A 15,050-nucleotide genomic window follows, 5' to 3' on the forward strand; every position below is an offset into this window, starting at 1 on the left:
CCGCGGCTTAAGTCGACGGCAGACTTTTCGAGATTTAGGGTTATCGGAGATAGTGAAATCCAGCTCGCGCCGCTTGACCAGCGCAGACACGCGCGTCTCTGTAGTGTCCCAAAAGCGTGCCGGTGCAGACGATTTCGGCTGAATGCACCGCAGGCCGCTGGGAACTTACACCGCATCGGCGGGCCGTGTGGTCGTCTTACGAAGGCTGCGACTCTAATGTAGGTTGGCCTGCCAGTTTGATCCATATCAGACTGCTTCACGAACGTTGTCAAATTTGTACATGATGTCGATCGGGGCGCGGGTTAGAGTCGGTTCACAAAATCCTGTGGTGTGCGTGAGGGTATTCTGCGTCCGTTTCGTCGAGTCTCGCGCTGGGTGGGGGCCGCTTGTGTGGCCGGATGATGACACCCCGCGGCAGTCACCGGCTGCAGGCCAGTTTGGAACCGGCGATCGGTCGGGGATAGCGATCGGCTCAGTTTCGAAAGTTTGAGGTAGGGCAGTGTCAGTAAAGAATCCGTTCAGAATCGATGGCCAGACCGCGTTCGTTACAGGTGCATCGAGAGGTATCGGCCGGGCGATTGCGGTTGGCCTGGCGGAGGCGGGGGCCGACGTCGCGGTGCTGGCCCGCGACGCTGGGCAACTGGACAAGGTGGCGACGGAAATCGAGCACACCGGTCGCCGGGCACTGACGTGCGTGTGCGATGTCAGCGATGCGTCGTCGGTGGCTGTCGCCGTGGACCGAGTTTTCGATGAGTTCGGAACCCTGGATATCGTTGTCAATAACGTTGGTGGTGTCGAGCACGTCGGACCTTTCTTGGACCTGCAGGATGATGACTGGCAACAGGTCATGGCCACCACACTCGGGTCTGTAGTCAATGTATGCAGGGCCGTCGGCCCGCGTCTGATCGAACAGGGCGGCACGGTCATCAACGTGGCCTCCATGGCGGGCACAGCGGGGATGCCTATGCTTGCGCCTTACGCCGCAGCCAAGGCGGGGGTCATCTCGCTGACCCGGACTCTCGCGGCTGAATGGGCCCGGGCCGGCGTGCGTGTCAACGCGCTCGCACCAGGCTGGATCTCCACAGACCTGACGCGGACCTTCGTTGACAACGCGCGCGTTTCAGACGGCCTGATGATGGCCGTTCCTCAGGGTAGGTGGGGTGAGCCCTCCGATATTGCTGGCGCAGCAATATATTTGGCCTCCGACTCGGCACGGTTGATCACCGGTGCGTGTCTGATGATGGATGGTGGAACGACTTGTTTCGTAGGTGGCCCGGCGATGATCGATCTGCTCGATCTCGGTCGCATTCCGGTCTGACAGACCAGCAATCAGTACTGGTCGAACCATTGGCGCCTGCCGCCGATCATGTCACGTCCCCCTGGCTGAAGAGTGAATCCATGTGTAGCAAAACCATGACATCTTCCCTGCGGTTACAAGTCGGCGATCGCCACAATCGCAGGCCCGACGGCAGGTTCGAAAAGTCATCGGACGTCCGAATCGGTATCGGAGTACTCGGGACCGGTAGGTACGTGCCGCAGCAAGTGCGAACCAACGAAGAGGTGGCTGCCCATGTCGGAGTGACGCCACACTGGATCACGGAGCGTACCGGGGTGCGGAATCGGTATGTCGCCGGCAGAGATCAGGCCGCTTCCGACCTCGCCGCCGAGGCGGTGCGCGGCGCTTTGCGATCCGCAGGCATGGTTGCTGGAGATCTCGATCTGATCGTGCTGGCGACTTCGACGCCCGACGAACTCGGTCCGTCCACTGCGTGCCGGCTGCAGGCGTTGCTGGGTGCCGAGCGAGCAGTAGCTCTCGATGTGTCCGCGGCCTGCGCCGGTTGGCTTTTCGCTACGCGAGTGGCAGTCGACTGGCTGCGCGTCGACACCGATGTGCGGCGTGCGGTGGTGGTGGGTGTTGAGGTGTACTCCCGGTTCCTGAACCTGTCCGACCGTGCTACGGCCGTGTTGTTCGGCGATGGAGCGGCGGCGACGATTCTGGGACCGGTCGCGCCGGGCTCGGGTTTCGGTCATATCGGCTTGGGTTCGGATGGACGTCAGGCGGGCGATGTTCTGATTCCCGCGGGCGGGAGTAGGGAACCGGTCGACATCGAAAGCATCGACCGTGGTCGGCATCGTATTCACATGAATGGCCGGGCGGTGCGAGACTTCATATTGGATGTCTTTCCGAAGGCGGCCGAAGATGCGTTGAAAAGATCATCTCTGTCTGTATCCGAAATCGACGCAGTTGTCGCACATCAGCCCAATCCGGTGTTACTACGCCAGGCCTGTAAGGATGCCGGATTCGATCCTGATCGCCTGATAGTCGTGGGTGATCAAGTCGGTAATATCGGCGCGGCTTCGATGCCCTACGGACTGGCCGAGGCTCATGCCGATGGGCGGCTATGTCGAGGTGATCATGTGCTCATCGTCGGCTTCGGTGCCGGATTGACCTGGGGGAGCACCGTTCTCACCTGGGACACCGACACTTTGTCGTTGTTGTGACGAGGCGGTGAACCGATATGCGATCCAATCCTTTCATTTTTCTTGTACCCGGCCAAGGGAGCGATCCCCGGGGAGCGTTACTCGGCTTGTATCGGACGGCTGAAAGTGTTCGTCGGGAGGTCGACGGGCTTCTTGACGAGGTCGAACAATCGGCGGAGGGATCGGCCACGGCAGTTCGAGATATTCTGTTGACAGAAGACTGGAAAGCACCGCTCGGACCGGGTGTTCCGCAGATCGCCAACTATACAATATCTGTGGTTCTAGCGAGGGTTCTCGCGACGGTGGGCGTACGTCCCGATGCGGTAGTCGGCCAGAGCTTCGGTGAGATTGCAGCATTGGTATGCGCCGGTGTTTTCGACGTATCGGACGGAGTCCGGGCGGTCGATGCTCTGAATTCCGCATTCAAAGATTTTGAAGGTAAGGGCGCAATGGTGCTGGTGTGTGCATCGGAACGCGTGACGCGGTCGATGCTCGCCGACCTCGGGCGCTCGGACCTGGTAGTCGCCTGCGTCAATACTCCACAGCAGACGATTGTCAGTGGACCGATGGATGCCGTCGACGCTCTCCTGTCGCGGAGTGCAGTCGGTCCCCGCCTGGTCAGGCTTCCTGTGCCATACGCCTCTCACCATCCCGAGCTTCAGGCTGTTGCCGAGCGGTTCCGGGCGGGCTTGCGCCGGATACCCCACCGTCCCTTGGGGGTTCCGGTGTTCTCGCCGGTTCGGCGTCGTGCATACACCGATAGCGATGATCTCTATGACGCATTGGCCGACTGTGTGACCAAACCCGTCTATCTTCCGGAGATATTGGATATGGTCGCGGCTGACCGTGCGCCTTTTTTCATCGAGCTCGGAGTGGGCGACAGCTTATGCCGATGCGTCCAAGCCACAAGGCCCGAATCGCGCACGCTTGCACCACTGAACGGCAGTCTTTCATGGCTGACCGAAATTTGTCCGGACTTCGGCTGACAGGTTGCGGCCGGTGAAGAAAACTGGAGTTCTAGATGACTGCACATCACCCCGGAAGCAAATCCTCGGCTACGTCCCTCGTGGCCGACCTACGGCTTTTTTTCGCGGGTTTGGAGTCGCAGTCTTCGCCGGACGTGGTGCAGTGGCTGCACAAAGCCGTTCCTGACTCTGCATTCTACTGGCCCGATGGCATGGCGCAGCACGAGCGCCTGAGCCTGTGTTACGTACGATCGCGGGCGGCGGGCCGATCAGCTCCGCCCGCCAAAGAACTGATCAGGGACCCACGCGCATTGGCCGCACTGCTGACCCGGCTAGCGGTGGCCGATCCGGTGATGTTCCATATTTGCCTGGTGCATTACACACTGGTGCTGGCGCCGATCCTGGAGTCGGATCCCGACGCTGAGCGAAACGGCTTGCGCGACATCCGATCCGACCTGGAGTCTATGGCATCCTTCGGTGCCGCACTGATAACCGAGAGCTCGCGCCGCAGTAACAGTCACCTGCACCCGTGTACGCGAGCCACGTTCGACCCGGCCAACCATGATTTCGTTCTGGACACACCCGATGGCGATGCTGCGAAATTCCCTAACAACACCGGACATCCGGCCGTCGCCAAGACAGGCGCCGTCTATGCACAGCTTGTCGTAGACGGTCACGAACGCGGGATGTTCGTGTTCATCGTTTCACTGCGCGGGCCGGACGGGACCGTGGCCCCCGGAGTGGAGCTGACGGCCGCCCCGGACTCATTCGCGCTCGCATCAGACTATACATACGTGCGCTTCAACCGGATGCGCATTCCCTTCCATACGTGGCTGCCCGACGGCGCTACCCTAGATGCACACGGCGGGTTCCACGACCCCGAACGTGACGTCGACGCTCGCCGGACCAGGACGATGAGTATCGGAGCCCCGCTCGTGTGGCGCAGCATAATCGCCGCGAGTGCCGGCGTAACGCAGGGCGCCGCTCAGATACTGCACACGCACGTCAAAGACCACGTGACGATGGGTCGGCTGGCCCCGGCTCAACCACTTGGCCGGTATCGTCCGGTCCAGGAGACGCGGCTCGGCGCTGTGGCATCCGCATACGTGCTGGCGATCGTCGCCAATCACACGACGGGAAGGCGCCCAGCGCAGAGTGCACATCATGCAAGCGAAGCGATCTGGGCGCCGTGGTCTGCCGTAGACCGCGAGCTGCCGTTATTCAAAGTTATCGCGACTCGCACCTGCGCTGACATCGTCGAGCGGTGCCGAGCATGTTGCGGCGCAAACGGCTTCACCGCCTACAATCGGCTCAACGCCTTCCATGGCTGGGCACATGCATACACCGCCGCAGGCGGAGACAACAGTCTCATCCTGTTGGACACCGCACATGGTATGGCCGCTTTGAACGGCTACCAGCCGCCCGCCCCCGAACCGGCCATCGCCTCCACTGCGGACCTTACCGAACCATCGACCTGGCTCCCGCTGGCCCGCGCAGCCGAGCACGAGCTACAACGACGACTTGTCATCAGTCTCGAAACCAGCCGTAACGGAGGAGCCGATGAATTCACCGCATGGAACGAGAATCTCACCCTTGCTCGAACTGCGGCATCCGTGCATGCGGATCGTCTCCTTCTGGAGTTGTTGTCTGCGGTGCACGACACTGCTCCGAATCCAGTAGGCCGGTTACTTCGTCTGTACGGATTGGCGTGGATCGAGGACCGCGCGGCCATACTGATGGATATGCGGCTCGTACCGCCAGATCTGCTCGACCGCGTCTGGAGTCGGCGCCGGGGACTTTGTGACGAGTTGGAACCCCACATCGCAGACCTAGTAGGAGTGTTCGACTTTCCTGATCTGTGTCGTTGACCTGACGCGATCGGTCGAAGGCCGTCCAACACAACGACGAGGGCTCAGGGCAGCTCGAACCCTCTCCGAGGCAGGCTTTGCTTACCGGCAATAGTGTTGACCCACAATGACCGGTCCCCGATGACGCGGCCTCCTGAGCGGGGGCCAGATCAGGTGGTCTCATTTAGTGGGGACGGGCCATGTGTCTCCCAATGGCATTGATTGAACAGCCCTGCGCAGCAGGGCTGATCGTGCATCATGGTCGCGGGGCTATGAACCCGCCGATCACGCCATCGGGCGCTCCCGCGGCGGGCTGACGACCAAAGTTCATCTGGCCGCCGATGGGAACGGTCACGACCTGGCTGTGCTGCTCACACCCGGGCAGACCAACGACTCACCGTTGCTGCCGCCGCTGCTCGACGCGGTCGCGGTGCCCCGCCTCAATGGCGGCCCACCCCGACGCAATCCCGATGTGGTGATCGCCGACCGCGCCTATCCGCAGCGTCGAATCGAAGTCTGTTGCGCCGCAAACGCATCCAGACCGTGATTCCTGAACGCCGCGATCAGGTCGCCCATCGCAAACGCAAGGGCCGCGCTGGTGGGCGGGCACCGAGCTTCGACACCGAGACCTACAAACGGCGCAACGTCGTCGAACGTGCCTTCAACAAAGCCAAGCACTGGCGCGCGGTGGCCACCCGCTATGACAAGCTCGCGATCACCTACCGAGCCGGATTCGTCCTGGCCCTCATCGTCGAATGGCTCAAGTCATTGGGAGACCCGACCTAGTGCCAGTCGCCGATTAGCAGCTCAAGGTTGTTCCGCGCCAGCCGCCGGAGGGATTGGCGCCCATCGCTGTCAAGCCAGGCTTCCATCGCCACCCGGAAGGCTGTGACGGCGGCGGCGGCGGGAAGCCGCACCTGCACCGCATCCGGTTCTTTCTTGGTGCGGCTGGCGACGAAGTCGCGCAGCAGCTTCTCGAAGTTGTTCAACGCCTGTAGGTGACCGAGGGTCAGTGCCGGGGTCTCCTGAATAATCCGGAGCGCGTTGACTTGGTTGGGGTTGTTGTCAAAGTAGCGAGCTGTGAGCTCGTTGCAGAGCGCCAACAGGGAATCTGGGATCGGCTCCTTTGCAGGACGGCTGTTGAGAAAGCTGGCCGCCTCCGTGAGGTGTTCGCGAAATCGCGCCAGCAGCACGTCTTCCTTGGACGTGAAGTAGCGGAAGAAGGTGCGACGGGAGATCAGTGACGCCTCACAGATGTCGTCGATGGTGGTGAGGTCGTATCCGCGTTCTCGGAAAAGCTGCATCGCGCTGTCCTCGACAGCCGCCCTGGTCAGCGCCTTCTTACGCTCACGAAGACTCATGTCGGCGCCCACCCTGCCCAGGTTGTACGGAGATGTGTGTACAGCGTAGCGGCACAGATGCTGCGGGCGGCAATTGACATACCGGCGCGTCTGCCCATCGGTGTCAGTATGTTGTCGCGGCACGCATCGCCTTGGGTGGCGGCCGACACGGTGCTCAATTCGGCTACGGGTGGCATCAGCATCTCCTGCCATGTCTGCCTCTCGAGGCGTTCTGGCCAGATGGGCGTGGGTGTATACATGTCCGTCTCGGTCGGAAAGGTCGGGAGCATCCTCGAATGTGGATACGCGCCGCTACTGTGGGGCTCCCCTGAATAGTGAACATCCAACCTCGCAATCGAGGGCATCAGCCCACGCTCGTTCAAGCCCACCGCTGTGGTCGATCCAGTCGCGGAATTCCCGCCCGACCTGGCCGGTCGCCGCCTCGACCGCAGCCGTCCCGATCTCGGGTGGTCGTCGGACCGATATCACCGACCTGACCTGCGGCGAGTGCGACATGTTCCTGTGCGCGATCCAAGACGAGCACTCCCGCCGCGTGCGGGGCTGGACCGTCGCCGGTCATATAGGGGGATCCATGACCGGGCCGAGCTGGTCGACTGGCGGCAAATCCGGCTCGAAGATCCACGTACTCTCCTATCGCGTGGGAATCCCTCTGTCCGTTAGCATCTCGGCCGCCACACCAGCGATGTCGAAGCGCTCAGAACTCGCGCTGCGGCATTGACCTGCCACAAGAAGCCGGCGAAATCAGCGACGTGAGGCACCGTCTAGGGAAGTGCTATGTACTTGGTCTCGAGGTACTCGTTGATGCCTTCTGATCCGCTTTCACGTCCAAGGCCTGATTGTTTGACACCGCCGAAAGGTGCGGCAACATCGGAGATGATCCCGCGATTGATCCCGATCATTCCGGCTTCCAGGGCATCTGACATCAGGAGTGCACGGTCCAAGCTCGACGTGTAGATGTAAGCGGCTAGTCCATATTGGGTATCGTTCGCGGCCGAAATGCCCTGCTCGTCGCCGTCAAAGCCCGCGATTGCAGCGACTGGTCCGAAGATCTCCTCTTTCAGTATTCGTGCATGGGCAGGGACATCCGCCAGTACGGTCGGTTCGTAAAAGTAGCCACTACCCTCGATTGGTTTGCCGCCAGTTGTCACGACCGCCCCAGTGGATACAGCATCGTCGACGAGCTCGGCGACTCTTGCGCGATGGTCGGCTGAGATCAGCGGCCCTACTTGGCTTTCGGCCCGGTAGCCTGCACCGACTTCGAGGTTCCGCATGCGTGTGGTGATGCGTCGAGTGAACTCCCTTCGTATCGAATTTTCGACATAGATGCGATTGGCGGCCGTGCACGCTTCGCCGTTGTTACGCATCTTGGCAGCCATGGCGCCGTCTACGGCGGCGTCAAGATCTGCATCGGCGAACACCACGAATGGTGCATTGCCGCCGAGCTCCATCGATGTCCGCAGAACTCCGCGTGCTGCTTGGGACAGAAGGAGCTTCCCCACGCGCGTGGATCCAGTGAAAGTGATCTTGCGCAGGCGACGGTCGGTGAGCATGTGGTCGGTCAGGCTCGCCGGCGAAGAGGTTGGTAGCACCGACAGAACGCCTGGGGGTAGTCCAGCATCGGCGAGGACCTGAGCGAGCAGGAGCATCGTGAGCGGTGTCTCCTGGGCGGGCTTCACGATAACGGTGCACCCTGCGGCCAGCGCCGGTGCGATCTTGCGTGTCCCCATCGCCAACGGAAAGTTCCACGGTGTGATGGCGAGCGTGATTCCGAGCGGTTCCCGCGTGACGAGAATACGGCCGTTGCCGGTCGGAGAACGGGTGTAGCGGCCGTTGATACGCACCGCCTCTTCAGAGAACCAACGAAGGAATTCGCCACCGTAGGTCACTTCAGCATGGCTTTCCCCTAGCGGTTTGCCCATCTCGAGTGTAATGAGAAGCGCAAACTCGTCACCACGTGATTCCACAAGTTCCCATGCCCGGTGAAGGATCTCGGCACGGCGACGCGGCGGTGTCGCCGCCCAGGTCGGTTGAGCAACGGCTGCCGCATCCAGAGCGGCGTCTCCGTCCCACTGAGTGGCGTCGACGACATCGACAAGGACTTCTCCAGTGGCCGGGTTGTGTACGGAGAAGGTCTTGCCGTCACGGGCCGGTACCTCTGATCCGTCGATCCACAGCCGGACTGGAAGGGACTCCAGGAATCCTGCAATGTCGTGCATCGTGTGCTCCTGCCGATATTGCACAGAACGCGCGGGACCGCGCGCGGCCGCGCTGAGTTGGTGTGACGAGATTGATAGTTCGAAGGATTGTTGTGCTCACGATGCGGACCGGTGTTACGTCGACTCGAGTTCAGATTTGGAGAGCATCTCGACCGCGACCGCATATGCGCCAACGACGTGGCGTTCTGCATGGCGGCCGACCGCTACTGCATCCCCGCCCTCGATTGTGGCCGGCCATCTGTTCGAGTTCAGTGACGTTGCCGAGCTGCCAGCCCGTCCATTAGGGCGACACGGCGCGGACTTGATACACGCGGGCACGCAACAGGTTGAGTGTCCGCTTCTCTCGGATCTGACACCGAGACACTCCGCCAGCGTCTGCCCCGTGATCGGGAGCGGCGGGGCGGCGCCCGGGACAAAGGGCGAGCAACACGTCGGCGCCAGGTGAGTCGGCTTGATCGCACCCGCGAGAACCGGCTTGGACGCATGGTGGCGGTGAATGCTCATGTGCTGCCTCCCATGTCGGAGAACGCCGGCATGACCTCCTCCGCGAATAGGCGGACCGACGCCATAGCTCGATCACGGTCCACTCCCGGCAGGTGCATCCAGCAGATCGTCTCGGTGATGCCGAGCTGCGCCTCGAGCTGTCGCAGCTGGGCGATAGCATGCTCAGGGTCGCCGACGATCAGGCGGCTGCGGATCGCGTCGAGGTCGACCTCCTGCTTGTCAGCGACCGCAGTTCCGGCATCGGTCCGCAGCATGCGTTCGCCCTGCTGAGACTTCGCCCCGTAGAGCTCGCGGAACTGATGCTCGATGCCCGGCCCGGCGACCCGGACTGCTTCGGACATGGTCTCCGCTACGAAGACCTCGCGAACGAGCGGTCGCTCCGGTATCTCGAAACCGACAGCGCGCGCCTCGGACTCATAGGTCCGCCGGTGCTCGCGCAGCTCGTCGAGGTTATGGCGTGGCGATCCGACGACCACGCAGCCTCGGCGGGCAGCACGCCGCAGGGCGCGTTCGCCCGACACGCCGTACCAGATCGGCGGGTGCGGCCGTTGCACCGGCGGCGGCGTGAGCCGTGTGGCCGGTACATGGAAGTAGCGGCCATCGAAGGCGAACTCCTCGCCGCTCAGCGCGGCTTCCAGGATGTCCACGGCCTCCTCGAAGCGGCCGTTTCGTTCGGCCCGCGGCACATTGTGGAGCGCGAACTCGTCGGAGACGTACCCCGGTGCGACGCCGAGTACGACGCGACCGCCCGACAGGTTGTCCAGCACGGTGACGTCCTCGGCTAACTTGACCGGTGCATACAGCGGCAGCAGCAGGACCGCCGTGCCCAGCCGCATGCGTTCGGTCACAGCTGCGGCCGCGGCGAGCCCGAGCAGCGGGCTCGGGCACCAACCGTCCGGCTGCGCGTGATGGGAGGGCATGAACACCGACGCGTATCCGAGAGCCTCGGCCTCGGGCAGGCAGTCGAGCATGTCGCGATAGGGTTGGTCCAGGCTCGCCTCGGCGCCGGGGAGCGTCTGACAACCGAACATCAGTCCGAATCTCATCGCCGGTCCTCCAGGAGTGTCCCGCCTTCGGCCCAGTCGCCTGGCGCGACGTCGCGGAAGATGACTGTCACCGAATCCAGCGTGCACTGGCCGATGCGGGCCAGCTCGCGCGTTATCAGCTCGGACAGCTCGCGCTTCTGCTCCTGGCCTCGGCCCGGCAGCCAGTCGATCCTCACCAGTGGCATCTCGTCACCTCTTTCTCGCCTGCACGGCGATCTCGTCACACGCTTGCGCGAGCCACCGGCGGCGCTCGATGCGTGCCTGCAGCGCGTCCTGCGGGCTCAATGCGACAAACCGGGCAGTGCTGCCCGGCCGCGCTTGCCCGAGCCGACTCAGGTCGGCGCTGATCACCGTGGCAACCGTGGCGTAGCCGCCGCCGGTCACGGCGTCCCGGTGCAGGATGATCGGCTCCACGCCCCCGGGGATCTGGATCGAGCCGACCGGATAGCCGGCATCAACGATGTTCGATGGATCCTGACCGGCACCGAACGGCTGCTCTCGCGTGACGAACGGCAGCCCAGAGCCTCGGTAGCGCAGCCCGACGCGGTCCGAGAGTGGCGTCAGCGTCCAGGCTTCGCGCAGGAACGTCTCGCGCGCCTCAGGCGTGAGCAGGTGGTCGTAGAGTCCCATCACCACGCGCAACTCCAACTCGGTGGCGAAGGTCGGCCACAGACGTTCCCGCAGGGCGGCTCCAGGGACGACGGCGCCCGACGCACCCAGCGGGAGCCGATCGCCGTCGCGCAGCACCCGACCGTCGAGGCCGCCGAGCCCGCCCAGACCGTAGGTCGAGCGGCTCCCGAGCAGGACGGGAACGTCGATTCCGCCGGCCGGCACGATGTACGCACGTGCCCCGTGCTTGATCTTGCCCAGCGCGAGCACGTCACCCGGCTGCACCGTGAGGCACTCCCACATCGGCGCTTCCTCGCCGTTGAGGCGCAGTTCGGTCGGCGCCCCGGTGACGGCGACCGCGCCGGCGCTCTCGAAGTGCAGCGTCGGGCCGAGGTAGACCGCCTCGATGCCGGCCGAATCGGGCGGATTCCCGACCAGCCGATTGGCCAGCGCCAGGGAGACGTCGTCGAGTGCGCCCGACGGCGGGATGCCAACGTGGTAGTAGCCGAACCGGCCGCAGTCCTGCACGGTGCTCGCCAGTCCGCCGACCATAACCTCAATCGCCATCGAGCGCCCCCGTCAGCCGGGCGTTGCTGGCGTCGGGATCCGCCAAGTACGCGCCGACGTCGAGCGTGACCGGGTGTTGCCGGATTCGGTAGTGCCCGGCTTCGACGTCGGCGCGGATCGCGTCGTACTCGTCGCGTGCTATCGCGCGGTATTTGACGATGTCGCCAGGTCTGAAGAACGCGACGAAGTCGGCGAAGTCCGGGCCGCGCTGGAGGGGATCGTAGATCGGGGCCGGCGTGATGCCGAACATCTGGAAGCCGCCCGCCCCGGGGACCGAGTATATGCAGCCGAAACATCCACCGTGCCCGATCGTGAGCGCCGGCGTCGCGGTGCGCGGACGGACGTACTTGGGGACAACGAGCTGGCGTGCGCGCGGCACCATTTGGTATAGCCACGGGACGCCGGCGACGAAGCCCATCATCGAGGTGAACCACGGGGAACCGGTGTGGGCAGCTTCGAACTCGTCGGCATCCGCGAAGCCGTTGATGCGCGCCGCGTACTCGCTGTCGGTGAGCGTCGGCTCCTGGTGGTAGTCGCGGAAGCGCATCATGATCTCGTGCGTCCACGGGTCGCGGTAGAAAACGGGAAGCTCGAGGATGCGCGTGCTCAGTGACAGTTTCGTCACGTCGGAGACTTCGCCCTCCAGCTCTCGCAATAACTCGAGCAGCTGCCGCGGGTCCAGGCGCTCGGGATCGAAACGGACCTGGTAGGACGCGTTGGACGGACAGACCTCCACAATTCCCTCCGGTCGCCGCTGGTTCAGCCGACGCGTGATAGCCGTGGCACGCAGGTTTGCGACGAAGCTCATCTCCGGCGCGAGTTCGGCGAGTAACCACTCGTCACCGCCGAAGCTGTAGCGGATCCCGCCGGTGGTCACGACGCCACCTCCTCACGGGTCTGCAGCCACCGCTCGAGCATGAGAGTGTCGTACTCCCCCGCTTCGAACCACCCCTGGCGCAGAATCTCGGCGAGCAACGGGACGGTGGTCTTGATGCCAGTGATCCGCAGCTCGTCGAGCGCGCGCCTGGCACGATGGACAACCGTCGCACGGCTCGGGCCCCAGACGATCAATTTGGCCAGCAGCGAGTCGTAGTACGGTGACACCACGGTTCCCGGCTCGATCCAGGTGTCGACGCGCACCCACGGGCCCGTAGGCAGGGCCAGGCCGTCGATCCGGCCCGGCGACGGCGCGAATTCCGCGGCTGGATCCTCCGCGCAGATACGCAGCTCGAGCGCATGGCGCGATCCCGCGGACAGCGGGCGTACCGAGCCGCCGGCCGCGATGCGCAGCTGCTCGGCTACGAGGTCGACGTCGAATACGATCTCGCTGACCGGATGCTCGACCTGGATGCGAGTGTTGACCTCGATGAAGTAGAAGGCGTCGCTGCGCGCGTCCACCAGAAACTCGACGGTTCCCGCCCCGCGATAGCCGACCGCCTCACAGAGCCGCACGGCTGCCTCGCTCAGGCGGGGTCGAACGACCGGGTCGAGCCGGGGCGCGGGCGCCTCCTCGATCACTTTCTGACGCCGACGCTGCAGCGAGCAGTCACGCTCGCCGACGGCGACCACTCGGGTGCCATCGCCGAGGATCTGCACCTCGACGTGGGAGGCGGTCGCGACGCAGCGCTCGACGTACAGACGCGGATCGCCGAACCCCGCCCCCGCTTCGCGAGCCGCCACGCCGAACGCGCCTGCGAGCTCGTCGTCGTCGTTGACGACGCGCAGCCCGCGCCCACCGCCACCGCCCACCGCCTTGAGCATGACCGGGTACCCCACAGCCCGAGCGATCGCCGCTGCCTCCGCCGCGCTCTCCACGGGCCCCGCACTGCCGGGAACGACCGGGACCCCGGCTGCGGTAGCGACCGCGCGGGCGGCTACCTTGTCGCCGAGAAGCTCCATCGTCTCCGCACCGGGACCGACAAAGACAAGCCCATGGTCCGCACAGGCACGGGCGAAGTCCGCCCGCTCGGCAAGAAACCCGTAGCCGGGATGGACTGCGTCCGCACCGGTGCGCGCTGCGGCGTCGAGCACCGCGGCGATGTCCAGGTAGCTGCGAACCGCGGGGGGCGGCCCGATCTCGATCGCCGAGTCGGCCAGCCCGACGTGCATGGCATCGCGGTCGGCGCTGCTGTGGACGGCGACGGTCTCGATACCCATGTCTCGCGCCGCCCGAATCACGCGCACAGCAATCTCGCCCCGGTTCGCAACAAGCAGTCGCCTCACGGTTCATCGACCTCCAGCACGACCAATACCTGATCGACATCGACGGCCTCTTCGTCGGCGACGACGAAGCGCGACACAACACCAGCTGTGCCAGCTGTGACGTTGTGGAAGGTCTTCATCACCTCGATCAGGCCAATCATGTCCGACGCAGAGACATGTGCACCTTCCTCGACGAAGGGCTCGCTCGCCGGGTCCGGGCGACGGTAGAACGTGCCCGGGATCGACGCCACCACTTCGTACGCACTCATCCGATCCCCTTACTGAGGTACGGCTGTAGCGCCGCGTACACCGCGGTCGCGATCTCGGCGGCATTCGGCGTGTCGGAATGCACGCACACGCAGTCGGCACGCATCGGGATCTCCTTGCCCGACCGGGCGATCGCGGTGTGCTCGGTGATCGCCCGAACCGCGGCCTGCGCGGCGCGTTCGGGCTCGTAGGCGACGTGCTCGCGGGTGATGATGAGGGATCCGTCGTCGTCGTAGTCGAGGTCGACGTAGTACTCGGCCAGGAACCCCTGCGCACGTCCGCCCCACACCGCCTCGTGCATCGTGGCAGCCATACCCATCAGCGGTACGTCGAAGGCGTCCGCCGCCCGGCCGATCACGGCGGCGACCCGCTCGTCACGCGCAGCTAGGCCGTAGAGGGCGCCGTGGACCTTGACGTAGGAGAGCGGCAGACCGTCGATGTTCAAGAATGCCTGCAGTGCTCCCACCTGGTAGACGATCGCCGCGAACAGCTCCTCGTCCTCCATCGGAATAACGCGTCGTCCGAAGCCCTGCATATCGGGGAATCCGGGATGCGCCCCGACCCGGACGCCGTGCTCAGCCGCGAGGGAAACGGTGCGCCGCATGATCGCAGGATCCGACGCGTGAAAACCGCATGCGACGTTTGCCATCGTGATGGATTCCATCAGCCGCTCGTCGTTTGCAAGGCGGTAAATGCCGAACCCCTCCCCCATGTCGCAGTTGATCTCAATCCCACTCGACGCGGTCATCCGCCCACCATCCTCTCGGTCGGCTCGTACCTATGACGATCGCCAATCACGAACAACCCCTTTGCATGTGAGCGAAGGCGAGGTCGCGACTGTTGACCGCAACTCCGCTAACTAACTGACACTTGATAGTAAAACGCCTCTCAGTGCCACTTGTCAATGCCAGCGGCTCACGCTCCGCAAACTCTCTGCCGCTTCTCCGCGGCCAGCCCTTGAACCCCGGCTCGACCCCAATCACGG

General features: G+C 64.0%; 15 protein-coding genes. 6 read left to right on the forward strand and 9 right to left on the reverse strand.

Features of this window, described 5'->3' with window-relative positions:
- Window positions 1-499: 499 nt before the first annotated feature.
- From OHA40_RS30335 to OHA40_RS30360, 6 genes are all read left to right on the forward strand, one after another.
- Window positions 500-1,318, forward strand: coding sequence for an SDR family NAD(P)-dependent oxidoreductase (locus OHA40_RS30335; RefSeq protein WP_330230252.1), 819 nt, complete (start codon window positions 500-502; stop codon window positions 1,316-1,318).
- A 224-nt stretch (window positions 1,319-1,542) separates the two neighbouring features.
- Window positions 1,543-2,502, forward strand: coding sequence for a 3-oxoacyl-ACP synthase III family protein (locus OHA40_RS30340; RefSeq protein ID WP_330230253.1), 960 nt, complete (start codon window positions 1,543-1,545; stop codon window positions 2,500-2,502).
- Between the two features lie 17 nt (window positions 2,503-2,519).
- A complete protein-coding gene (locus OHA40_RS30345; protein ID WP_330230254.1) occupies window positions 2,520-3,467 on the forward strand; it encodes an acyltransferase domain-containing protein in 948 nt (315 codons plus the stop codon).
- A 35-nt stretch (window positions 3,468-3,502) separates the two neighbouring features.
- On the forward strand, window positions 3,503-5,314 hold the full coding sequence (locus tag OHA40_RS30350) for an acyl-CoA dehydrogenase (RefSeq protein WP_330230255.1): 1,812 nt from the start codon (window positions 3,503-3,505) through the stop codon (window positions 5,312-5,314).
- A gap of 310 nt (window positions 5,315-5,624) precedes the next feature.
- Window positions 5,625-5,840: a transposase gene (locus tag OHA40_RS30355; protein WP_330234437.1), complete on the forward strand. Its 216-nt coding sequence runs from the start codon at window positions 5,625-5,627 to the stop codon at window positions 5,838-5,840.
- Window positions 5,837-6,079, forward strand: a complete 243-nt coding sequence (locus OHA40_RS30360; protein WP_442943847.1) for a hypothetical protein — start codon at window positions 5,837-5,839, stop codon at window positions 6,077-6,079. Before OHA40_RS30355 ends, OHA40_RS30360 begins: the two co-directional genes overlap by 4 nt.
- Here OHA40_RS30360 and OHA40_RS30365 read toward each other — a convergent pair.
- From OHA40_RS30365 to pxpA, 9 genes are all read right to left on the reverse strand, one after another.
- Window positions 6,076-6,666 carry a TetR family transcriptional regulator gene (locus OHA40_RS30365; RefSeq protein ID WP_330230256.1) on the reverse strand — a complete coding sequence of 197 codons (591 nt, stop codon included), beginning with the start codon at window positions 6,664-6,666 and terminating at the stop codon, window positions 6,076-6,078. The two genes, OHA40_RS30360 and OHA40_RS30365, sit on opposite strands and share 4 nt — an antisense overlap.
- A gap of 749 nt (window positions 6,667-7,415) precedes the next feature.
- Window positions 7,416-8,870 carry an NAD-dependent succinate-semialdehyde dehydrogenase gene (locus tag OHA40_RS30370; RefSeq protein WP_330230257.1) on the reverse strand — a complete coding sequence of 485 codons (1,455 nt, stop codon included), beginning with the start codon at window positions 8,868-8,870 and terminating at the stop codon, window positions 7,416-7,418.
- Window positions 8,871-9,370: 500 nt separating this feature from the next.
- Window positions 9,371-10,420 carry an LLM class flavin-dependent oxidoreductase gene (locus tag OHA40_RS30375; protein WP_330230258.1) on the reverse strand — a complete coding sequence of 350 codons (1,050 nt, stop codon included), beginning with the start codon at window positions 10,418-10,420 and terminating at the stop codon, window positions 9,371-9,373.
- Window positions 10,417-10,605: a tautomerase family protein gene (locus tag OHA40_RS30380; RefSeq protein WP_330230259.1), complete on the reverse strand. Its 189-nt coding sequence runs from the start codon at window positions 10,603-10,605 to the stop codon at window positions 10,417-10,419. Before OHA40_RS30380 ends, OHA40_RS30375 begins: the two co-directional genes overlap by 4 nt.
- Window positions 10,606-10,609: 4 nt before the next feature.
- A complete protein-coding gene (locus tag OHA40_RS30385; protein WP_330230260.1) occupies window positions 10,610-11,596 on the reverse strand; it encodes a biotin-dependent carboxyltransferase family protein in 987 nt (328 codons plus the stop codon).
- Entirely contained in the window at window positions 11,586-12,473 is an 888-nt protein-coding gene (locus OHA40_RS30390; protein ID WP_330230261.1) for a 5-oxoprolinase subunit B family protein, read from the reverse strand. Before OHA40_RS30390 ends, OHA40_RS30385 begins: the two co-directional genes overlap by 11 nt.
- Window positions 12,470-13,819 carry an acetyl-CoA carboxylase biotin carboxylase subunit gene (locus OHA40_RS30395; protein WP_330230262.1) on the reverse strand — a complete coding sequence of 450 codons (1,350 nt, stop codon included), beginning with the start codon at window positions 13,817-13,819 and terminating at the stop codon, window positions 12,470-12,472. The genes OHA40_RS30390 and OHA40_RS30395 overlap by 4 nt, the downstream gene beginning before the upstream one ends.
- Window positions 13,816-14,067, reverse strand: a complete 252-nt coding sequence (locus tag OHA40_RS30400; protein WP_330230263.1) for an acetyl-CoA carboxylase — start codon at window positions 14,065-14,067, stop codon at window positions 13,816-13,818. The genes OHA40_RS30395 and OHA40_RS30400 overlap by 4 nt, the downstream gene beginning before the upstream one ends.
- Window positions 14,064-14,813, reverse strand: coding sequence for a 5-oxoprolinase subunit PxpA (gene pxpA, locus OHA40_RS30405; RefSeq protein ID WP_330230264.1), 750 nt, complete (start codon window positions 14,811-14,813; stop codon window positions 14,064-14,066). Before pxpA ends, OHA40_RS30400 begins: the two co-directional genes overlap by 4 nt.
- Window positions 14,814-15,050: the final 237 nt, after the last annotated feature.

It is taken from the genome of Nocardia sp. NBC_00508 (assembly GCF_036346875.1).
In the GTDB taxonomy this organism is placed as follows: domain Bacteria; phylum Actinomycetota; class Actinomycetes; order Mycobacteriales; family Mycobacteriaceae; genus Nocardia.

What these genes read in the sequence shown, in the direction of transcription:
- OHA40_RS30380 (WP_330230259.1), bottom strand. Translation starts at nt 10,605, where the DNA reads ATGCCACTGGTGAGGATCGACTGGCTGCCGGGCCGAGGCCAGGAGCAG.
- pxpA (WP_330230264.1), bottom strand. Translation starts at nt 14,813, where the DNA reads ATGACCGCGTCGAGTGGGATTGAGATCAACTGCGACATGGGGGAGGGG.
- OHA40_RS30350 (WP_330230255.1), top strand. Translation starts at nt 3,503, where the DNA reads ATGACTGCACATCACCCCGGAAGCAAATCCTCGGCTACGTCCCTCGTG.
- OHA40_RS30400 (WP_330230263.1), bottom strand. Translation starts at nt 14,067, where the DNA reads ATGAGTGCGTACGAAGTGGTGGCGTCGATCCCGGGCACGTTCTACCGT.
- OHA40_RS30370 (WP_330230257.1), bottom strand. Translation starts at nt 8,870, where the DNA reads ATGCACGACATTGCAGGATTCCTGGAGTCCCTTCCAGTCCGGCTGTGG.
- OHA40_RS30345 (WP_330230254.1), top strand. Translation starts at nt 2,520, where the DNA reads ATGCGATCCAATCCTTTCATTTTTCTTGTACCCGGCCAAGGGAGCGAT.
- OHA40_RS30375 (WP_330230258.1), bottom strand. Translation starts at nt 10,420, where the DNA reads ATGAGATTCGGACTGATGTTCGGTTGTCAGACGCTCCCCGGCGCCGAG.
- OHA40_RS30385 (WP_330230260.1), bottom strand. Translation starts at nt 11,596, where the DNA reads ATGGCGATTGAGGTTATGGTCGGCGGACTGGCGAGCACCGTGCAGGAC.